Origin of the sequence: Spongiivirga citrea (genome assembly GCF_010671565.1) — a bacterium.
GTDB classification, from domain to species: domain Bacteria; phylum Bacteroidota; class Bacteroidia; order Flavobacteriales; family Flavobacteriaceae; genus Spongiivirga; species Spongiivirga citrea.
On record NZ_JAABOQ010000002.1, the window covers coordinates 457174 to 479421 of the forward strand.

At 35.8% G+C, this 22248-nt stretch carries 20 protein-coding genes; 7 read left to right on the top strand and 13 right to left on the bottom strand.

The genetic code is table 11. The annotated features are described in order from the left end of the window. Positions 1–3: 3 nt before the first annotated feature. Together GWK10_RS05705 and GWK10_RS05710 are read right to left on the bottom strand one after the other, a co-directional pair. The gene (locus GWK10_RS05705) at positions 4–2436 is read right to left on the bottom strand and encodes a YfhO family protein (RefSeq protein WP_164030105.1); all 2433 of its coding nucleotides are present in this window, start codon (positions 2434–2436) and stop codon (positions 4–6) included. 161 nt (positions 2437–2597) lie between these two features. Next, entirely contained in the window at positions 2598–2855 is a 258-nt protein-coding gene (locus GWK10_RS05710) for a DUF4834 family protein (RefSeq protein ID WP_164030107.1), read from the bottom strand. A 120-nt stretch (positions 2856–2975) separates the two neighbouring features. Between GWK10_RS05710 and GWK10_RS05715 the strand changes: the two genes are divergently transcribed. Both GWK10_RS05715 and GWK10_RS05720 read left to right on the top strand, forming a co-directional pair. Next, positions 2976–3947 (top strand): transporter, encoded by a 972-nt coding sequence (locus GWK10_RS05715; protein ID WP_164030109.1) that lies wholly within the window; start codon positions 2976–2978, stop codon positions 3945–3947. Between the two features lie 125 nt (positions 3948–4072). Next, positions 4073–5191, top strand: a complete 1119-nt coding sequence (locus GWK10_RS05720; protein WP_164030111.1) for a GNAT family N-acetyltransferase — start codon at positions 4073–4075, stop codon at positions 5189–5191. A gap of 43 nt (positions 5192–5234) precedes the next feature. Here the strand turns inward: GWK10_RS05720 and GWK10_RS05725 are convergent, their stop codons facing one another. From GWK10_RS05725 to GWK10_RS05755, 7 genes are all read right to left on the bottom strand, one after another. Further along, a complete protein-coding gene (locus GWK10_RS05725) occupies positions 5235–5888 on the bottom strand; it encodes an SCO family protein (RefSeq protein WP_239540707.1) in 654 nt (217 codons plus the stop codon). Further along, positions 5878–6498, bottom strand: coding sequence for a toxin-antitoxin system YwqK family antitoxin (locus GWK10_RS05730; RefSeq protein WP_164030114.1), 621 nt, complete (start codon positions 6496–6498; stop codon positions 5878–5880). Before GWK10_RS05730 ends, GWK10_RS05725 begins: the two co-directional genes overlap by 11 nt. Positions 6499–6602: 104 nt before the next feature. Then, a complete protein-coding gene (locus GWK10_RS05735) occupies positions 6603–7379 on the bottom strand; it encodes a YHYH protein (protein ID WP_164030116.1) in 777 nt (258 codons plus the stop codon). A 173-nt stretch (positions 7380–7552) separates the two neighbouring features. Then, complete coding sequence (locus GWK10_RS05740) at positions 7553–8608, bottom strand: lactonase family protein (RefSeq protein ID WP_239540708.1); 1056 nt, start codon at positions 8606–8608, stop codon at positions 7553–7555. 326 nt (positions 8609–8934) lie between these two features. Further along, positions 8935–10194 (bottom strand): aminotransferase class I/II-fold pyridoxal phosphate-dependent enzyme, encoded by a 1260-nt coding sequence (locus GWK10_RS05745; RefSeq protein WP_164030120.1) that lies wholly within the window; start codon positions 10192–10194, stop codon positions 8935–8937. A gap of 156 nt (positions 10195–10350) precedes the next feature. After that, the gene (locus GWK10_RS05750; RefSeq protein ID WP_164030122.1) at positions 10351–11391 is read right to left on the bottom strand and encodes a PLP-dependent cysteine synthase family protein; all 1041 of its coding nucleotides are present in this window, start codon (positions 11389–11391) and stop codon (positions 10351–10353) included. 99 nt (positions 11392–11490) lie between these two features. Further along, a complete protein-coding gene (locus GWK10_RS05755; RefSeq protein ID WP_164030124.1) occupies positions 11491–13539 on the bottom strand; it encodes a S9 family peptidase in 2049 nt (682 codons plus the stop codon). 152 nt (positions 13540–13691) lie between these two features. Between GWK10_RS05755 and GWK10_RS05760 the strand changes: the two genes are divergently transcribed. Together GWK10_RS05760 and GWK10_RS05765 are read left to right on the top strand one after the other, a co-directional pair. Then, the gene (locus tag GWK10_RS05760; protein WP_164030126.1) at positions 13692–14015 is read left to right on the top strand and encodes a YbaB/EbfC family nucleoid-associated protein; all 324 of its coding nucleotides are present in this window, start codon (positions 13692–13694) and stop codon (positions 14013–14015) included. Between the two features lie 19 nt (positions 14016–14034). Next, on the top strand, positions 14035–15405 hold the full coding sequence (locus GWK10_RS05765; protein ID WP_164030128.1) for an exonuclease domain-containing protein: 1371 nt from the start codon (positions 14035–14037) through the stop codon (positions 15403–15405). Here GWK10_RS05765 and GWK10_RS05770 read toward each other — a convergent pair. The 3 genes from GWK10_RS05770 to GWK10_RS05780 form a co-directional block, all read right to left on the bottom strand. After that, a complete protein-coding gene (locus tag GWK10_RS05770) occupies positions 15402–16010 on the bottom strand; it encodes a hypothetical protein (protein WP_164030130.1) in 609 nt (202 codons plus the stop codon). The genes GWK10_RS05765 and GWK10_RS05770 overlap by 4 nt on opposite strands. Before the next feature lie 12 nt (positions 16011–16022). Beyond that, positions 16023–16508: an RNA polymerase sigma factor gene (locus tag GWK10_RS05775; protein WP_164030132.1), complete on the bottom strand. Its 486-nt coding sequence runs from the start codon at positions 16506–16508 to the stop codon at positions 16023–16025. Between the two features lie 130 nt (positions 16509–16638). Then, complete coding sequence (locus GWK10_RS05780) at positions 16639–17334, bottom strand: hypothetical protein (RefSeq protein WP_164030135.1); 696 nt, start codon at positions 17332–17334, stop codon at positions 16639–16641. Positions 17335–17477: 143 nt separating this feature from the next. Here GWK10_RS05780 and GWK10_RS05785 point away from each other — a divergent pair, with 143 nt between their 5' ends. Then, complete coding sequence (locus GWK10_RS05785; RefSeq protein ID WP_164030137.1) at positions 17478–18533, top strand: VWA domain-containing protein; 1056 nt, start codon at positions 17478–17480, stop codon at positions 18531–18533. An 84-nt stretch (positions 18534–18617) separates the two neighbouring features. On the opposite strand, the gene GWK10_RS05790 is transcribed toward GWK10_RS05785, so the two are convergent. Beyond that, complete coding sequence (locus GWK10_RS05790) at positions 18618–19817, bottom strand: N-acetylmuramoyl-L-alanine amidase family protein (protein ID WP_164030139.1); 1200 nt, start codon at positions 19815–19817, stop codon at positions 18618–18620. 499 nt (positions 19818–20316) lie between these two features. On the opposite strand from GWK10_RS05790, the gene GWK10_RS05795 reads away from it, so the two are divergent. Together GWK10_RS05795 and GWK10_RS05800 are read left to right on the top strand one after the other, a co-directional pair. Further along, on the top strand, positions 20317–20739 hold the full coding sequence (locus GWK10_RS05795; protein ID WP_164030141.1) for a hypothetical protein: 423 nt from the start codon (positions 20317–20319) through the stop codon (positions 20737–20739). A 204-nt stretch (positions 20740–20943) separates the two neighbouring features. Next, on the top strand, positions 20944–22182 hold the full coding sequence (locus GWK10_RS05800) for an ATP-binding response regulator (RefSeq protein WP_164030143.1): 1239 nt from the start codon (positions 20944–20946) through the stop codon (positions 22180–22182). Positions 22183–22248: the final 66 nt, after the last annotated feature.

Genomic DNA, 22248 nt, shown 5'->3' on the forward strand with positions numbered 1-22248 from the left:
AATTTAAGCAAGTTTTCCCTTTTTAAATTCAATATAAAGACCGCCTGCAACTATTAGCAGAAAAATTAATGATCCTGCCAATGCTATAGTACTTCCTGTTTTTACTACTTGAGGTTCGAATTTAAATTCAATCGTATGCTCTCCTTTTGGTATTTCGCATCCCCTAAGCACGTAATTTACTTTAACATGAGGTATGAGTTTACCATCGACATAAACATTCCATCCATCTTCATAGTACATTTCGGAAAAAACAGCAAATTGCCGGCTTGTCGTACTTGCTTTATAAGTAAGGTGATCCGGCTTGTATTTTGTTAATTCAATCCTATCTTCTGCTGTCGGATTAAATGTGCTTCCTCCAATAAGCGATTTTTTATTGACTATCGCGTTGGTCTTCAAATTGGTCGAATCCAATAATTGCATTTCTTCATCTGCCGTATCTACCCAGATAATGTTATTTATGAACCAGACGTTGCCGTAAGCTTGTTCGTTTTGCATCACCTGATCTTCACCGCCGATGATATACTTTACATTCAGCATATTAATCACCTGGGTGTTCTGTTTGCTTATGTAAAAATCGAATAACTCTTGATACCTGCCTGGCTTGGCCGCATGATATCCCCAAAGGGAATTATGGAAATAACTGGCACGCGAGGCTCCGTCTGTAACATCGAATACACGATAATGGCTATCGTCTTTCAAAATTTCCTGGTCTGCAGCGGTCGCTGAAAATGGTTTGTTCACTTGTCTCGCGCTTACAAAATTCTCTTCGTTTACGTAGCGCATGTCTACACCAACTAAATCAAAAAGTATTAAGCCTCCTAATGCAATTATCGCAATATTAGATTGTAGTTTTTCCTTTAAAAACAACCATAAAACGCCACCAGATAGTAGTACAAGAATTAGGCTCCTAAGTACATCACTACTGTACATCGCTTTTCTATCAGCAGATAAGGCATTTATAAAATCGCCGCCTAATTGCTGGGCAAAATCCTTCCCAAATCGCTGCACAAAATAAGCGTCGTTATCGGTTTCAAAACTTAGAGAACCTTTGAATAACAACAGCAAAATGGCTGCTCCAGCAGTAATTCCGACTGCATAGATAAGCGACTTAGTCTTTTTAGATATATCTATTTCTTTATTAAATAGCCTAGCTAAGCCTAATGCTCCCAATACAGGAACACATAATTCTAAAATCACTTGAATAGAAGTAACCGCTCTAAACTTGTTATATAGGGGGAAATAATCAATAAAGAAATAGCTTAAAAAAGCCATGTTCTTACCGTATGATAGTAAAAGGGATAGCAAAGCCCCAAATAATAACCACCACTTAAGCCGTCCTTTTACCAAGAATAAGCCTAATACAAACAAGAACAACATAACAGCACCTACATAAGCTGGGCCCGATGTTCCTGGCTGTTCTCCCCAATAGGTTGGTGTTTGAGCTGCTAGTTCTGTTGCCTGCGAGCGAGGCGCTCCAGCTTGCTTCAACCAAAAATCATAAGTTTCTGATGTTTTATCAAGCACCTCATAACTCGCCCCGCCCATCAAACGTGATGCGAAGAGATTCAAACTTTCAAAAATCCCATAATTGTATTCTAAAATATAGTCTTTATCTAACCCGTCTGTAACTTCTTTCTTGCTTCCATCTTCGGCTATAGTAAGTTCACTTTTACCTCGAGTACTAGTATCAGCATATTGTTTTGTTGCCATTAGCGGTGTGGCATTCATCAAGAGGGAAATGACTACAGCTGCGGATAAAACCCCAACAGTCTTAAAGAAGTGTGGTAATTCTTTTTTCTTAAAAGCGTCAATTAAAAAGACAGCACCAAGCACTAAAACCAATAGCAACAGATAATAAGTCATTTGATAATGGTTTGCATGAATTTGCAAGCCCATTCCTACTGCTGTTAAAATCCCACCCCAGAGATATTTCTTTCTGAACGCCAGCAAAATTCCGGCTAAAACTAGTGGCATATAGCCAATAGCATGTGCTTTTGCATTATGGCCAGCTTCTAATATGACTAATAGATAGGTAGAAAAACCAAAGGCCAGTGCACCAAGTATTGCTAATCGCCAATCGATTTTTAATACTAATAAAAGTATATAGCAAGAAAAGAAATAAACGAATAAGTAGTCGGCTGGGCGCGGCAGAAAACGAATCAATCTGTCAACTGCTTTTATATAATCGTGAGGATAACGTGCCCCTAATTGATATGTTGGCATTCCGCCGAAGGCACTATCCGTCCAATACAATTCTTCACCAGGATAATCTTCGCGATAATCCAATTGCTTTTGAGACATCCCCTTACTCCAAACAATATCACTCTGATACATTTGTTTTCCTTGTAAAACGGGACGAAAATATGCTAATGCAATTGCAATAAATCCGATAAGAACTAATAAGTGTGGTAAGAGTTTCTTAAGATGTTGTATCATTAAGTATATGGTTGGTTAACGTAATATTGAAGATGGTCTTTATTTATTTAAAAATATATTGTAAACCAAAAATACATTTCTTAGTCGACTTTATTTTTCGAGATTGGCTTTTGAGTCCAGCTTAGAAACTGCTAACTGCGACTGCAAACTGAATACTTAGTTTACTCTAGCTCTTCAAAATCAACGTACTCACCCACCTTTTTATTTGATTCCTTAGTAGTTTCTGGAGCTTTATCGATACTTACTTCACCTTCAGGTCGAACCTGTCGCTGTGGGCGCTGCTGATTGAATTGTTGAGAAAATTTCTTTTCCATCTTCTTGGCAGCAGATTTCATTATCATCGGTCCAAAAAGCTTCGAAAAAATCTTGAAGCCATAATAAACCAGCAGAATAATTAATATGGTGCGTAATAATTGCATTAAATAAAAGTTTGTAAACTAAGGTTTTCGCTTAAATGTTAAAAAACAAAAATACAACAGCAGCCTAGCAAAAATCAAAAAATCATCTTAAATATTTATATTTACCACAAAGCTTATATTATGCGCCTACTATTCAGCCTCATTACCTTACTCAGTACTCTCCCCATTTTAGCTCAATATACCGAGGTTATTAATAGTAACCGACCTGGTGTTTCTAAAAGTCCTTTTTCTGTTGGAACAGGAGTTCTTCAATTTGAAGGAGGATTTCAATATCGCAAAATTGATCATGAACTACGTCAGTTTGAAGCCACAGGATTTGATGCAAATCTTGAAATTCGATATGGCTTGCTATTAGAACAATTAGAACTAAGTGCCGAAGTAAGTTATGAGTTTAGCGACTATCTATTTCGTGCATCTGGAACGGAGTTAAACCAAAGCGGATTAAAACAAACCTTAGTCGGTGCAAAATATTTGGTTTTTGACCCATGGAAAAAGGAACAAAAACCCAATTTATATAGTTGGAATGCAAACAATAAATTTCAATGGAGGGACCTTTTACCCGCTGTTTCAATATTCGCAGGTGCAAATTTATATACCTCGCAGGATGCTCCCTTTACGTTTCCGAACGAATTTAGTGCTAGTCCAAGGGTAATGATCGCGACACAAAACAACTTTTTAGGAAGATTAGTACTGGTAACCAATTTCAGTTATTCGAACATCGGACAAGATTTCCCCGAATATGGTTATGTAGTAACACTCACCCATTCCTTTAATGGTAATTGGTCGTTGTATGTGGAAAATCAGGGAATAAAAAGTGATAATTATGCTGATGTTATTTTCAGAGGTGGATTGGCATACTTGCTAAACAGAGATATTCAAGTAGAAGCCACTTATGGAGGGAACTTTAAAAACACACCTTTTCAAGTATTTGGAAACATTGGTATTTCGTATCGTATAGACAATCATCAAGACAAGGAAATCAAGAATGATGATTTTGATAAAAAGACTAATAACATCGATAATAAAAAAGAAAGAAAGCGGCAGAAGGCCAAAAACTCTAAGAAAAAATTTGAGGATGATGGGGGACTTTAATTCTAAATTTAGAATTGTTTTCTTGCGGAGTCGACAACTATCCCGTGTATCAAATTAGGTTTCGACTGCACTCAACCTGACATAGCTAAAAAATTTCAGACCTAATACTACCTATAAGCAACTTAATGATCACCATACAAGAAGCAATTACTAAAAAGGAAAAGAAACAGTTTGTGACCTTTCCTTTTTCACTTTATAAAGACAATCCATATTGGGTGCCCCCAATCATTAATGCCGAAATAGACAGTTTTGATCCAGCAATAAATCCAGCTTTTGATACTGCTGAAGCGCGTTTCTTTCTTGCATATCGCGATAAGAAAATTGTAGGTCGTGTTGCCGCTATTGTTAATTGGGATGAGATCAACAATCAACAAGTTAAAAAAATGCGATTTGGTTGGTTTGATATGATCGACGATATCGAGGTCACCAAAGTTTTGTTAGCCAAGGTTGAAGAAATAGGCAAGTCACATAATCTTGAGTTTTTAGAAGGCCCTGTAGGCTTTTCTAATCTAGATAAGGTTGGTGTACTTACAGAAGGATTTGACAAATTAGGTACCATGATTACTTGGTACAACCACTCTTATTATAAAGAGCATTTAGAACAACTAGGCTTTGTTAAGGAGAAAGGCTATTTAGAATGGCGTTTTCTTTTTGAAAACGTAAAACCTAAGTTTTTTGCAAGAGTAGCTGGTCTTGTAAAAAAACGTTATAACCTAAAAGCGATCAACTTTAAATCAACCAAGGAGGTTATGCCCTATGTTGATAGTATGTTCGATCTTTTTAATGAAAGTTATTCCAAGCTTTCTTCGTTTGTTGCTATAAACGAGGTTCAGAAAAAGTATTTCAAAGAAAAGTACATCAGCTTTATAGATCCAGAATTTATAAAGTATGTGGCTGATGAAAATGATAATCTCGTTGCTTTTGCAGTTACAATGCCTTCATTCTCAAAAGCTTTACAAAAATCTAAAGGAAAGTTGTTTCCGTTTGGTTTTTTACACTTTTTAAAAGCAAAAAAGAAAAATGAAGATGCCATTTTTTATCTAATTGGCGTGCATCCCGATTATCAGAACAAAGGTGTGACTGCTATACTCTTTGAGGAGTACCACAAATCATTTACTAAACGTGGTATAAAAAACTGCATCCGCACGCCTGAGTTGGAAGAAAACATTGCCATCCAGCAATTGTGGAAGCATTTTGATCCACATATTGCTAAAAAGCGGAGTACGTATCGCAAGGAATTGTAGTCAAATTGTTATAAATAACATAGTTATACAAAATTCAAAATCGCTATTTCTCACTTTTCAACGTATGTATATCAGTAATCAATTGTTTAACTGAAGTTTTGTTCAAGCCATTATAAATGCCTCGAATATGTCGGTTTTTGTCTACTAATACAAAGTTTTCAGTATGAAGAAACTCATCTTCTTCTTTGCTTAAACCTAAATCTTCTTCAACAAAATAATCTCTCCTTCCTAATTTGTAAATCTCTTGCTGCATTCCTGTAACTAGATGCCATTTATGAGATAAAATACCTTTAGCTTCTGCATACGACTTTAAAACGGGGACAGAGTCACTCTCTGGAGTAACGGAATGTGACAATAAAAACACGTCATCATCTTCTAAAAATTCATCTTGCAATTGCATCATATTGGCAGTCATCCTAGGGCAGATTCCAGGACAAACGGTAAAGAAAAAATCTGCTACATATATTTTATCTTCAAAACTCTTTTCAGTAATAATTTTTCCTTCCTGATTGGTGAGTCTAAAGTTTGAGATCTTATGAAAATTGTCCAAGCGCTTATCGCCAGGAGAAAACCAATGTGGGGTAAAAGTGGCTTCATTATAATAAGGAAGCGTATCCACTCTACTATTATTTTCCTGCGATTCTTTACAAGAAAACAAACAAATTATTGATAATAAAAGAATAACTTTACTTTTCATATTGAACGTTTTCATCTTCTAGTCCATAACAAAGAGCCGATTTTTTTAGCCCAAAAATTCTACCTTCCCGAGCTTCGTAATTAGCATAAAGCGCCCCGTTTTTTCTAAATGCCTGCTGTATACCCTCTTCTTTTCCTTTGTTCAGGTTCAACTTTTTATAAAGTTCACCAGTTTTGTACCATTTCTTTTGCTCTCCATGTGCTTTACCTCTATCATAATTAAAATGAGCTATTAACACATGTATTGAATCAACAGACCATATTTTTTTCGCTCCATGCAATTTCCCTAAATGGTAATTAGCAACATTTTTAAAATGCCCATCAGGAAACCATTGAATGAATTTATTTTGCTTTTTCCCGTTTAGGACCCCAAACTTTTCCATCAAACTACTATCTGGATAATGACTTACAACAAATCCAGAATAAGGCAGATCCTTTAAAAGCCATAAGGATACTTTATGATTATAGTGTAGAGCCGATTTTAGTACTATTGTATCCGGCACCTTCATAAATATATCATCATTATCGCTTATAACCGATTTTTCTTTTTGTTTAGAACAGCCAATTAATAGAAGGCTTAAAAACAAAAGTGTCCAAAAAACTATTTTCATTGTATCGCTTTTTTGCTAGCACATAGTCCAAAAAAAAGAAACCATCCCAAATTAGAATAAAATGGGAATGATGGTTTCCTTTAATCAATCATCTAATGCACTGCTTACATTATATTATTAGGGGTGCCCTGTAAATCAACGGCAAAAAGTGCGATTATAGTTCCTAAGTAAAATTCATTAATGATGTGATAGTGATAAAATTCTTCACCTTCACTGTGTTGTGTCGCTCCATAATGCCCTCCTGATTCATCTAAATCCGTAGGATAAGAGCCATCCATTTCTCTTCTTCCGTAAAGTAAAAAGCCATCTGCCATAATCCCTATCAATTTTTCATCATCATGAGAAAGTACAGTATTTTCTGGAACATCAGCAGATTCTGTGTGGTAGTGATAGCCCGAAGGACCAACATGAGCTCCTGCATAATCAAATGTTTCTACAATCATCTCTTCTATGGGTCTATTGTCTCCTTCTTGATCATTAAAAATAGGAACTCCCGTTACAGAGATGCCAATCGGGCCTAAACCGGTAGCTGTGCTCGAAGAAGCTATTGCAGGAGCAGCGGGAACCGTAACTATAATGCTACGACTTCCAATTCCACCAGGAGTCATGCGAGTAGCCACTACGGGTTCAATATATAAAGGATTTGTTTCTTCCCAATATGGAGAAGTGTGGTTAGGCAAACCATTTGACTCAATAGTAATTTCATCCCCATCAAATGAAATGGTCACAGCATCTGGGTTAAATTCATCAAATGCGGATAATGGAGTACTAACTGGAGTTGGTTGATCCGGTTGATCGACCGAGTCATCATCATTTTTGCAAGATGTAATTAACAAGAAAGTTACTAATGGGAAAGCAATTAAAAATTTTGGATAGCTCATTTTTTTTTAAAATTTTAAGGATGTGAGCTTCTTTGACCATATAATTTAAAAAAGGTTTAATCTAAGTGTAGATATTTTTCTAATAGTCGTTTACCTCACAATCAATAGTTTAGCGATGTACAATCCAGACTTCATATTTACTAGGGCCGCCAACCTTAACTATTTACCCTAAACTAAAACAAAATACAAACTGGGCTAGGTGCTGCAATCTCATTTACATAGGTCATCAATCCTGTATTCTTATCTCGTTTAAATGACACCAAATTTTGAGATTTTTGATTCGCTACAACTATAAAATCTTCGTTTGGAGATAAAGAAAAGTTACGCGGCCAGTCTCCTTTTACTGACTCGTGACCAAGTAATGTAAGCGCCCCAAATTCTTGGTTGACTTTGAAAATAGCTAGGCTATTATGTCCTCGGTTAGAAGCATATAAGAACTTACCGTCTCCAGAAATATGAATGTCAGCACAAAAGCTATCGCCTTCAAAATTTGAAGGGAGGGTCGAGACAGTAGTGCCTAATTCATAAACACCAGTATCCGATTTTTTTAGTAAACTAACAGTATTTGTCAATTCATTAATCACATAAAACCAAGGTCTACTAGGATGAAAGGCAATATGACGAGGGCCAGACCCAGCACTTATAGAAACCTTTTCAGGCTTTCCCGATTCCAATTTATTTGAATCTGTATTGATAGTAGAAAACCAGAGATTATCCGTCCCTAAATCAACAGTGATTATTGCATCGCTATTAGGATCAAACCAAGCTGAATGAGCATGTGGAGCTTCTTGTCGATCTGTAATGCTCTTCCCTACATACTGCTGAATGTCAATTATATCAGAAAGCTCTCCGTTATTATTCAGTTTCAGAAGTCCAATATTTCCACCTGTGTAGTTCGCAGCTAGTACATCTCCGTTTTCACTAAGCGTAACAAAACATGGGTGTGCGCCACCAGATGAACTTCTGCTTATAAATTCAAGGCTATCGTCTTTAACCGCATAGGACTCTACCGTTCCCATTTTATTTTCGTCGCTAATTTCATTTACAGCAAGCAAATACTTTTTATCAGCGCTATATGCCAGGAAAGATGGATTATTTGATTCAGCTATCAAACCATTGTTCACAAAAGAACCGTCTTCATTTAGTGTGTAACGATAAATACCTTTACTATCGGTATCAGTATACGTACCTAGAAAAAATGAACTGCCTTTTGATATTGATGGTTCCATTTTTTCTTGTTTTTTGGTTACTTCTTTGCAGCTCACAATTATAGCTATAAGAATTAAGACGATTTTGGATTTCATGAATTAGGCATTGATTTCAATTCTTAAAAGTCGGGAATAAAATAATATTAATGCAATACAATAGTTTTAAATTCTGATCTCATTTTAGCTAGTGAATTCTTCTCCTACTTTAAAAAGTAATTCTCAACTGTCTGCCCGTTCCATTCAGACGGGCGCTTGAACGGACATTTACATTGAAATTCAATACAAATACAAATAAAAAATCCCAACTGCAGAACAATCGGGATTTCATAAATATTTTTTGTTAGAGTTTACTCACCCATAGCCGCTGCAACAGCCGCTGATATGCGCTTGTAAGTTCCATTTTCTAATCGTGAACGTATTGCTGAGAAAGCAACTAATGTTTCTTCTACGTCTTCTAAGGTATGTGACGCTGTTGGGATCATTCTTAGCAAGATCAATCCCTTAGGAATCACTGGATATACTACAATAGAACAGAAAATACCATGGTTTTCACGAAGATCTTTCACTAATGCCATTGCTTCGGGGATACTTCCTTTTAAATATACTGGCGTCACACAACTTTGTGTCGAGCCAATATCGAAACCTCGTTCCTTTAATCCGTTTTGAAGTGCGTTCACGTTCTCCCATAACTTGTTTTTAAGCTCTGGCATTGTACGTAACATATCTAGGCGCTTTAGCGCACCTTTTACCAATTGCATCTGCAATGACTTAGCAAACATTTGCGAACGTAAGTTATACTTCAAATAATCAATAATCTCGCGATCCGCAGCAATAAATGCTCCCGTACTTGCCATTGACTTTGCAAAAGTTGCGAAATACACGTCGATATCATCTTGAATACCTTGCTCCTCGCCTGCTCCAGCACCGGTCTCACCTAGCGTACCAAATCCATGTGCATCGTCTACAAGCAATCTAAATTTGAATTTCTCTTTAAGTGCAACAATCTCTTTTAATCGACCTTGTTCACCACGCATTCCGAAAACACCTTCAGAAATCACTAAGATTCCACCTCCAGTTTGCTCGGCCATATTAGTAGCACGCTCGAGATTTTTCTCCAAGCTTTCAATATCATTGTGCTTATAAGTAAAGCGCTTACCCATATGCAAACGAACACCATCAATAATACATGCGTGTGCATCGACATCATATACAATAATATCATCTTTTGTAACCAAAGCATCAATAGTAGAAAGAATACCTTGGTAACCAAAGTTTAGTAGGTAAGCAGCTTCTTTATTTACAAAAGCAGCCAGCTCATCTTGTAATTGTTCGTGCAACGAAGTATGCCCCGACATCATTCGTGCTCCCATTGGGTAAGCCGAACCGTAATCTGCCGCAGCTTCAGCATCAACTTTACGCACTTCGGGGTGATTAGCCAATCCTAGATAATCGTTAATACTCCAAGTAATGACCTTTTTGCCATTAAACTCCATTCTATTCGCTATTTGTCCTTCCAATTTGGGAAAAACAAAATATCCTTCTGCATGTGAAGCCCATTTTCCTAAAGGGCCTTTGTTTTCAATTATCCGATCAAATAAATCTCTCATCTAGGAAATACTATTTTATTTAGGTACACTTAGTCTAGTCAATTTGCAAAATTAACCAATTTTGCGAGCTAGACAAACCTCTTTTTGCTACTAATAATGGTTAATATCCACAAAAAAAGCACCTTGTTTAGGTGCTCTTTTCAAGTTCTCACAATATTACTTTATATATGCTATACTTTTCTTGGCTGTTTCTTTTTCTGAATCGAAAAAGCCTTGTTTTTCCATCCACTCATCACTATAAATCTTGCTCATATACCTAGAGCCATGATCAGGGAACAGCACTACTACTCTACTATTTTTATCAAATTCTTCAGTATCTACTAACTGTTTGATGGCTTGAAAAGCTGCTCCACTTGTATAACCAACAAAAAGTCCTTCCTTTCTGGCAATTTCTCTTGCGGTGTGAGCGCTGTCTTCATCAGTTACTTTGATATATTCGTCAATACTATCAAAATCAGTGGCAGTTGGAATCAGGTTCTTTCCTAAACCTTCAATACGATACGGATAAATCTCATTAGCATCAAACTCACGAGTCTCATGATATTTTTTCAAAACCGACCCATAAGCATCAACACCTATTACTTTAATATTTGGATTTTGTTTCTTTAGAAATCTTGAAACTCCAGAGATTGTACCTCCTGTACCACTACACGCAACTAAATGTGTAATAGTCCCGTTAGTTTGATTCCAGATTTCAGGTCCAGTTGTTTTGTAATGTGCATCAATATTAAGCTCATTAAAATATTGATTTATATAAACTGAACCGGGAGTTTCTTCGTGTAATCGTTTTGCCACTTGGTAGTAAGAACGTGGATCATCTGCACTTACATGAGCAGGACACACATAAACCTGTGCGCCCATGGTTTTGAGCATATCGATCTTATCGGCTGAAGACTTTGAACTTACAGCAAGAATACATTTATACCCTTTTATTGCGCTTATCATTGCCAAACTAAACCCAGTGTTACCAGATGTAGTTTCAATAATAGTGTCACCTTCTTTAATAATAACTCTTCGTTCTGCCTCCTCAATAATATGAAGTGCAATACGATCTTTGGCAGAATGGCCAGGATTAAATGCCTCAACTTTTGCATAAAACTCACCAGCAAATTCTGCCGTAAGTTTCTTTAATGCAATTAGGGGGGTATTACCTATTAAGGCTAATACATTATTAGTTGCATTGATTTGTTTACTCATATAAAACTGTTTTGTTTCTAAAGTTGTTGTAAACAATAATTAAAAACGATGCAAAGTTATATTTATTTTTGACAATACCCCTGATTTTACTCGAAAATACTACTCATTAACACCTTCCAAATCAAGTAAAAACGCAAAGTCTTCTGCAGTTTCTTTTAAGGCCTCGAATCGGCCAGATGCGCCACCATGTCCTGTTTCCATATTAGTGTGTAGTAGGATTTTATTATTCCCAGTGTTTAATTCTCTCAATTTAGCAACCCATTTTGCGGGTTCCCAATACTGCACTTGTGAATCGTGTACTCCTGTTGTTACCAATAAATTTGGGTACTCCTTTGCCCCCACATTATCATAAGGAGAATACGATTTCATATACTCGTATGAATCTTTGTTATTAGGGTTCCCCCATTCATCATATTCGCCCGTTGTGAGCGGAATACTATCATCAAGCATTGTAGTAACTACATCTATAAAAGGCACAGCAGCAATAATACCATTATACAATTCCGGTGCAAGATTAATAACAGCGCCCATCAACAAACCACCAGCAGATCCACCCATGGCATACAAATGTTCTGGGCTAGTATAGTTCTCGTTAATTAGGTGTTTTGAAATGGCAATAAAGTCGGAAAATGTATTCTTCTTGTTAAACATTTTCCCATCTTCATACCAAGGTCTTCCCAAGTACTGTCCACCACGAATATGAGCGATAGCATATACAAACCCACGATTTAATAGACTTAGTCGTGTTGTAGAAAAATAAGGATCTATAGTCGCACCATAAGAACCATAACCGTATTGCATTATGGGATTTTTTCCATCCTTTTTGAGTCCTTTCTTATAAATTAGAGAAATCGGAATCTTAGTACCATCATCGGCAGTAGCCCATAAACGTTCTTCAATATAATTCGATTTGTCAAAGGTATTGTCTAGGACAGGCTGCTCCTTTTTCACCTCTTTTTCCTTGGTCCGCATATTAAAATCGATCGTAGAGGAAGGCGTTGCTAAACTGGTATAACCATATCGCAATATTTCGGTGTCGAAATCAACATTTACACTTACGTAGGCGGTGTATGTCTCATTGTCAAATGGTAAATAATAGGCGTCCCCCCCATCCCAACGAACAATTTTTAGCTCATTAAGTCCATTACTGCGTTCACTTACCACATAGTAGTCTTTAAAAATATCAAAGTCTTCAACATAAACATCAGCTCTGTGCGGAATTAGATCCTGCCAATGGTGTTGTGATGTTGCATCCTCATGCGTTTTCATCACCTTAAAATTGGTGGCTTTATCCTTATTAGTCACGATATAAAAATGATCTTCAAAATGACTAACAGAGTATTCTAACCCACGCTCACGTTTCTGAAATATTTTAAATGTACCATGTGGATTGTCGGCATTTAAAAACTGATATTCCGTAGACAAGGTCGAATAGGATGCAATTACTAAGTATTTTTTAGACTTTGTCTTATAAATGGTCGTTCCAAAAGTTTCATCCTCTTCAGTAAAAACCAAGCTGTCGTTGGTTGTATCCTCACCTAAAGTGTGCTTATAAATTTTATCAGATCGCAGTGTTTCCTCATCTTTTCTAGTGTAGAATAGGGTCTCATTATCATTTGCCCAGGTACTTCCTCCAGTGGTAGTTTCAATTTTCTCAGGATATACCAATCCAGTTTCTAAATTCTTTATTTGAATGGTATACTTTCTTCTAGAAACAGTATCTACACCAAATGCTACCAATTTATTATCTAAGCTAATATTAAGGCCTACCAATTTGAAATATGAATGACCTTTAGCCATCTCATTACAATCAAATAGGATCTCTTCATTAGCTTCTAAGCTTTCCTTTTTACGTGTATAAACGGGATAATCTTTTCCCTTTTCATATCGGGTAATGTACCAATAACCATTGTATTTGTATGGAACCGATTCGTCATCTTCCTTAATACGAGCCTTCATTTCTTCAAAAAGTGATTTTTGAAAATCCTTTGTATGAGCGGTCATCTCATCGTAGTAGGCATTTTCTTGATTTAGATAGTCAATGACTTTTGGGTCTTCCCTATCTTTTAGCCAATAATAATTATCAATTCTAACATCACCATGCTTCTCTAATTGCGTAACTATTTTTTCCGCTTGCGGAGCTTTCATAAATCGTCTTCCTTTAGGGGTTATGTACTGTCGGTTTAGTTGGTCGCTAAAATATGCTAAATATTAAAATTAGGATGATGTTTTATTGATGAAGAGTTTTTCGTGCTAATTCAATTTAATAATTTTACAGAATAACTGTTATACTAGAATTTATGTTTGGAGATTTAATGGGAATGATGGGTAAATTAAAGGAAACCCAGAAAAAAGTAGAAGAAACAAAAAAGCGATTAGATACTGTTTTAATTGATGAAAAATCGAGTGATGGACTCTTAAGTATTACTCTTACTGCGAATAGAGAAATTAAATCAATCTCGGTGGATGATGAACTGCTAAAGGACAAAGAGCAACTTGAAGATTATCTTGTTTTGGTTTTAAACAAAGCTATAGCTAGAGCGACTGAAGTAAATGAAACTGAACTAGCTGCTGTAGCTAAGGAAGGAATACCGAACATCCCAGGAATGGATATGTTTAAGTAATCTTTTTCTAGTTTTATAAGTGTACTGCATCGTTGACATAGAAACCACTGGTAATACCCTTAAAGGGAATAAGATTACCGAGATTGCTATGTTCAAGCATGACGGTCACAAAATAGTTGATGAGTATACTACTTTGGTCAATCCTAAATGCGATATTTCATCTTTTATTACCAGTTTGACTGGTATTGATAACAATTTAGTTGCCAAAGCACCAACTTTTGAAGAAATAGCCGAAAATGTAATTGAATTTTCTAAAGACTGCATATTTGTAGCCCATAGCGTACATTTTGATTATAATGTGATTAAATATGAGCTAGAGCGCTTAAATATCGATTTTCAGCGAAAGAAACTATGTACTGTGCGTTTGTCGCGCAAATTAATTCCGGGTTATAAGTCCTATAGTTTAGGAAAGCTATGTACGGCATTAGATATCCCCCTATCTGATCGACATCGAGCACGTGGAGATGCTCATGCTACGGTTCTATTGTTCGAAAAATTAATAAATCAACCCGATGCTGATGAAGTGTTCGCTTCCTCAGTAAAAGGGAATTCGCGAGAAGCTACTTTACCACCACTACTGCCCAAATCTACTTTAACCAAAATTCCAAATAGTCCGGGTATTTACTATTTTAAAAATGCTGAAGGAACTATTATTTATGTTGGAAAAGCTAAAAAACTCAAAAATCGTGTACTACAACATTTTTATGACCGATCAGATAAGGAAGTACGTATGTGTCGCGAAATAGCACATATTGATTTTGAGTTAGCAGGTAGCGAATTGCTGGCACTGTTGATGGAATCGGCTGAAATAAAACAACGTTTCCCTAAATACAACAGCTCGCAAAAACATAATGCAATGCGGTACGGTTTGTTTGAATACGAGAATAGGAATGGTGTAAAACACTTGGCCTTCAACAATATCAAGAAAGTCGTAAACCCTATAATGGCCTATAGCACTATCTCTCAATGTAGGACGCAATTACAAGAAATTTGTCATCAATTTCAATTATGCCCTCGATACTGTCAACTGCAAGAAAATAAGGGTTGCGGAACTCATTTTTTCCTGAACAATTGTACAGGTGTATGCGAAGGTAACGAACAGGCGGAAGACTATAATGAACGTGTGAGCAATGCCATTTCGCATTTAAAAGCTGAAAATCAGAGTTATATCATCAAGGAAAAAGGGCGAAATGAGCAAGAACAGGCTTTTGTATGTGTTGAAGATGGTAAATACATTGGCTATGGCTTTGTTGATCAAACAACCACTATCGTTTCATCATTTGAATTAACGCCCTTCATGACGAGACAAAAAGACAATGAAGATGTACAGCGTATTTTACGTTCATACATCTCCAAAAATCCTAGGAATTTAATCTCGCTTACTACTTAATTATCATCATTAAGGTCTTCCAAAATTTTAGCCGCGCTATTGGTAATGTTTTTATACTTAGAATATCCCCATCTAACAAAGAAGAACATTGCTATGGTCCATATCCCTATAAAAACATATAAACCAACAGAACCTCCATTTTCAAACATACTCTTATTACCCATTACTTTTGAAAAAACAGGCATACTTCCAAAAAACATAGGGTATGCAAATGCCACTCCCAGTTTTTGCACTAGTAGAAAAAATCTTCTTCGTTTATTGAAGTTAGTAATGGTCTCCTTATAGGAACTTTCAAAAACATTAATTTGTTTTAATCGCTTAATAGACCATAACACCATTGCAGGTAAGCCTATTAAAACCAAAAGTGTATAAACTCCTAAGGCAACGTGTAAACCGTCATCTAGGCGGTTAAAATTAAATAATATAAATGCCGCCATAGCAACACATATTACCGCTCCTAAAGATTCATAAAATGAGATGACCCCTATTTTATTTTGATATCGTTGTTGTGTCATTTGCATAATTAAAGTATCTGTTAATTTTTGTTGTTTTTCTAATTGACCACTTAATGTAGCCCAAGTCGATTTCATTTCTTCTAAATTCATGATCGTATATTTTTAGTGTCTTACTTGCTTTTTTAGTTTTTTCTTAATTCTTGATATTCTGGTGCCGACGTTAGTAGGACTTAAACCAGTTATCAAAGCTATTTCCTCATACTTTTTCCCTTCAAGCAATAGGAGTATCAATCCCTTTTCAATGACATTTAACTCTTTTATATGCTCGTATAGTTGCTTTAATTGTTCTTCAAAAGTTTCATCATAAGCATCCGCTTCTCGTAATACCACATGATCAAGATTTACTTTGTAACCAGATTTTTTTTTCTTTTTTGAATGTGTAATCGATGTATTCATTGCAATACGATACATCCAAGTGCTCCATTTAGAATCGCCCCGAAAACTATCGAACGACTTCCATAGGTTGAAAACAATCTCTTGATATAAATCCTGTTGGTCAGCCTTGTTATCAGAATAAATCGAAGTAACCTTGTATAAGATGCCTTCATGTTCTTTTATGAGCTTTACAAATTGCTGCTCTTTTTGCATGAATTATTATTATTTACATCATTAGTGTGAAGAAGATATAATTTGTCACAAAAAAGATGAAAAATATCGAAAAGAATTAGTTTTCAGGATATTATTGGGCGGATACAGAATATGATAAAAAGGTCGCTTGCTACTCCTTAACAACAATCAAAGTCCCTTTAACTCCAGTAGTAAGATTCCATTGGCTACCGGCGAGTACTGCGCCATTTTCATCAAAAACACGGAATTCGGCTGTATTAGGTCCTGACGTGCCTTGATTTAAGGCTTCGAAGTCAATTTTATTAAAGCCAGGAGCTAATTCTATTTCTATTACCCGGAAACTACTGGTTAGCAAAATATTGTATTCAATGATTTCATCATTCCAGTAGACTCGAACGCGATCACCATCGACATATTCGTGATCTCGACATACGATCTTTACAATTTTACCTCCAGTCTTTACATCTCCTAAATAGGTATCAACCGTATTGCCTTTTCGTTCTTTTTCTCCGTAAGTCTTATTCAATGTTTTATTAAAACGCGCCCCATTATCAGCAAACTGTTCGGGCATCATGATGTTTTTTTGCTCTTCTTGAGGAAGTGAGGTTAACTTCGGTAGAGTCAAAGGCTTTGGTTGCGTCAAACCTATATTACCAAATGAAAATGAAGAAAACTTATTTTCTGGTTGAACTGACTGCGGCAATTCAAAATTCTTTTTTCTAACGACTTTATTTTCAAATAGGCTTTTTGTTTTTGTAGCAGTCGTATCTTTTTGCCCTGAAACGAGCATTGGCATCAGTGCAACAAGCACAAAAATTATAGTATGTATAAAAAACCTGTGTCGCATATATTAAGAACCGAATATAAAGATAACTATTGTCTTAGCCATAGATGTTTAAAAACTGTTAAACCCTTACCAAAAACCAAGCCAAATAAAATTTCTTTCTAAGTCGTTCGTTAGCAATATACCTATCAAAAAACGAATGTATTATGAAAAATTATCTTTTGGCGATGCTAAGCATTGCCCTTTTCGCCACGGCTTGTGGTTCTTATGACGATGACGGTGGCATAGACCCCATTCAATCTAGTTGCTTAGATCTTGGTGAGGCCAACCTAAAAATTACAATTCAAGATAAATTTACTACTCCTCCTGGTAAAGTATCCGTTTTTTTCAAAGTCAATACATTAGATGACAAAGCCGTCAGTGGGTTGCGTGCTAACAACTTTACAATTTATGAACGTGGTAGAAATGATCAGTGTTTTAATCAGATTTCAAGCTCTGAATCGTTTGCTCAGATATCACCAAACACACAAATCTTTAAAAACAATACTTTTCTGGTATTGGACCTCAGTAATAGTGTACTACAATCGAACTTAGAAGCATTGAAAACAGCAAGCATAAGCTTTGTTAAAAGTGTAATGCCTGAAGAGCCTAATGACTCTTTTCAAATGGGAATTTACTGGTTTAATGGTGAAGACGAATTGCATTTGCTAAACGACTTAACAAACGATATAACGCAATTGGAAAATGCCATAAACGGTATTGATGAAACCATAAGTAATGATCCTTCGACTGATTTATATGGTGCCATCATTAAGGCAACTGACATTGCCGATAGAACAATAGAAGAATTGGAAAAGGAAGGCGTTTTCGCAGCTGCTTCAGTAGTTGTGTTTACCGACGGAACTGATCAAGCAGCCCGCTATTCAAAAAACGATGCATTAAATAGTGTTAATAGAGCCGATGCAAATACTTCATTTTTCACTATTGGTTTAGGAGATGAAATTGATGAAGAAACACTAGGACAAATAGGAAAAACATCGAGTGTAATTGCAGATAATAGCCAGGAATTAGAAGCGCGTTTTAAAGAAATATCTGTAGAAGTTGGCAATCAAGCCAATAGCTTCTATTTATTTGAATACTGTAGCCCTAAAAGGGATGGTAGTGGTCGTAGCGAACTCATTATTGAAACAAAGCGTGGCGAAGATCGAGGAGCTATTAGCACAAACTTCGATGCGACTGGTTTTACCGGAGGTTGTCAGTAGTAGTTTAGTTGTGAGTTTAAGTAAAGTGTTTTGAGTGAAATACTCGGGACACTTCATTTAAATTTAAGGGTAAGAACAAATGAGCTATTTCGATTTTTCATAATCAAGTAGCAGCCCCTCTCCTAGCCATTTCGCCATCACCTCACGGTTTTTTGGACTGAACAAGCGCTTTTGATCTGTTGGGTTCTTGATATTGCCCAATTCAACATACACCATTGTTGGGTGTGTGTTTTTTACAACATATAGTGTTCTTGAAGTAACCGTTCCTGAATAGCGTCGTTTAGGCTGGTATTTTCTATAGTTATTCCTGAAGGTGGATTGTAAACGCTGCGCCATTAGCTTACCAGAGGTGCTTTTTTTGTGATGATAGAAAAACACATCTTTATGATTGTTTCTGCTTCTACTGTCAACATGTATGGTAACCAATCGTTGGTATTTCCCTTTATTAACGGCATACAGATCATTTACAGCATCGACGCGCTGTTTTAGTCTCGTTTTTTGATCAAGTGAAATGAGGTCAGAAGGATAGTTTACTTCATCATAATCTACTTCAAGTAAACGTTCATCGCGTATTCCATCATTTTTATCTCGAATAATCATTGTGACTTTGGCGCCTCTTGCAATTAAATAGCGACATAAACGCAAAGTCACGTCATAAGCATATTCATCTTCGGCCAGTAATTTACCGTCTACAGTTTCAACCGAGCCAGGGTCAGGGCCTCCATGGCCACTAATCAAATAAAAAATAGCTCCTTTAAGGTCATTATTTTCAATTTCTACTTGGCTTAACTCCTCTCCAAAAAGAGGGTAATTCACAAAAAGGTCATTTGATGTTGGCAAACCAACTAAGCGCACTTCGTTTTGAGAATTTTTAGTACTATCTTCTAATGACTTTGGACTTTCCTCCTTTGGTGGCGCCTCAGTTATAACCTTTTTTTCTTTCTTCTTAACTGCTTGTTCTTTTGTTATTGTGGCTTTAGTGGTATCAGTTTTTGTGTCTTTTACTTCTTTAACAACGGTGGTCTTTGTTTTCGCTCTTTTAATTACTGCCAAAACATACTCCTCCCCTAAAACCAGCGATGTACCACCATTCAATTTTTTCTTATTTAATTCTAGAAAATCTTTAATATAGGCATTGGGCGGAAAGCCATTATTACGCAAAATAGCATAGATACCATCCGATTTTTGCGCTTTGGCTCGAATAGTGTCTAATGTTTGCGCAGAAATGGAGGAAAAACTTGTGCAGAAAACGAAAAGTATACTTCTAAAAAATAAGTTACGCATCAACCTTGAATGATTCAAACTTCATTTAATAATAACAACGCGAAGATCATAAATATTATGCAGATTTTAGCTATATAAGAAATTCACTTTTCAAATATTCATCAACATTCTATATTTAACGGTTTTTCAGTATTCCCGTTAATAAAATCAGGTAAAAGAAGCTGGGTTTATGTTTTTTGGAGTACCACAATCAACTTACTACTCCTTTTCAATAAGGTGGTATCAGTTTCTAGATGTATTTTCTCTATCATAAGGGCAGCGATGAAGAAGTAAATATTTTTGCTCTTTAATTCAGAATATATTTTTTGAGCTACGTTTAGCTTAGATAAATACTCCACAAAAAAGATATAAAAAAATGACAATCAAATATTTAAAACAGATATTGTTTAAAAATTGAACCTATTCCCTTATCCTACCCATTACCCTTATTGGTCTAACAGATTTTGTTTAGGCTCAAAAAAGCAATATCTTGAAGTAACTAACCAATTTATTAAGAATTATGACAACCAATTCAATTAAACCGAATACCTGGTTTTGGGTAATAGGTATTGTAGCACTTTTATGGAATTTAATGGGGGTTTCAGTTTATCTCATGGAGGCATATAATCTGCTACCAATTCCTGAAGAACATCAATCGTATTATGATGACCGTCCCGCATGGGTTACAGCAGGCTATGCAATTGCAGTTTTTGGCGGATTATTCGGTTGTATTTTGTTGCTGATGAGGCGTAAACTATCGAAGACTGTTTTTATAATTTCACTTTTGGGATTATTGGCTCAGCAAACCTATAATTTCTTTTTAAGTGATATTGTTGAATTAATGGGAATACAAGCAATTATTTTTCCAATAATTGTGCTGATAGTTGCGATATTTTTGATTTGGCACGCGGATAATTGCGCAAAAAAAGGATGGCTACGCTAGACAAATCAAACAAGTAGAACCCAACAATACAGTAAGATGTCAATAAAAAAGATACTTGTTGATTACAAGTATCTTTTTTATTGATTCTGTTCCTTAAAAGCATATTTCCCGATCTAATCAAACTGAAAAAGATTAAAACATAGTTAAAAATCTCTTAAAATCTTATTTTTTTCAGTAGATTTAGATGATAAAAAAAATTGCTCCATGATATACTACGCTATTGTTATTGGCTTAGTAATTTTCGTGTTTTCTGTTGTTATCTTTTTTATGCAAAGGACAAGCAGTAAAATTGCGAAGCAAAACAAAGAACTAGCCACTCAAAACGACCAATTATTAAAACAATCTAAGTTTGACCAGCAATTTGTGTCCAACCTTAGTGCAGAGTTGCGCACGCCACTTTACGGTATTATCGGGCTCACGAACTTGCTTTCTGAAGAACATCCGGAATTAAAAGAAGATCAGAATATAAAATCACTTAAATTTTCAGGTGATTATTTGCTAACCTTGATCAATAACATCCTTCAAGTTAGTAAAATGGATGATAACGATGTCAAGGCTCGTTCTATAAGATTCAACATCAAAGAAGTAGTTCAGAATCTTGTGAGCTCGTTTCGCTATGCGACAGAAAATACCAACAATACTATTGAGCTCAACTTTGATGATGCAATTAGTAATCAGCTCAAAGGAGATCCGCTTATCCTCTCGCAAATTTTAATGAATTTAATTAATAACGCCCTACGGTTTACGCGTAATGGAGAAGTTAAAATTAATGCGATGTTGGTCGATAGTGATGAAGCATCGAACAAAATAACCTTCAGCGTCAAGCATAATGGAAAAGAAATCTCTAAAGAAGAAGAAAAATCCATTTATTATGAGTTTACCAAAAACAGAAGATCACAAGGGAATTACCTTGGGACAGGCATAAATACAGCAATAGTAAATCGTTTGAGTGAATCGATTAATGGTGTTTTAAATTTGAATAAAAAAGACGGCGAATTTACAGAATCACTATTAACAATCTCTTTCGATATTGGCAAAGAGTCTGATGCTGATTTAGGTAAAAAGATTAAAGCTTTAATTGTTGATGACAACAAAATTAATCTGATGGTTACCAGCAAATTATTGGTAGATGAAAATTTTGATTGCGTCACTGTCGATAATGGACTTGAAGCTATAGAACTCGTTAGAGAAGGTGATTTTAATATTGTCTTGATGGACGTTAATATGCCCAATTTAAATGGTGTTGGTGCTACCAAGAAAATACGAGAATTCAACAAAGATATTCCAATTATTGCTTTTACGGCTGTCGATGTAACTCAACTAAACGAACAGATGATTCGTGCCGGACTCAACGATTACATTCTAAAACCTTTTGAAAAAGGCCAACTACTTGATAAGATTTATCATCATGTTAACGCTTTTGAAGCTAGAGAGTATTCCTAATAAGCAGCATTGAGTCTTCAGTCAGCAGTCTAATTAAGAACTGTCGACTGAAAACTGCTAACTCCT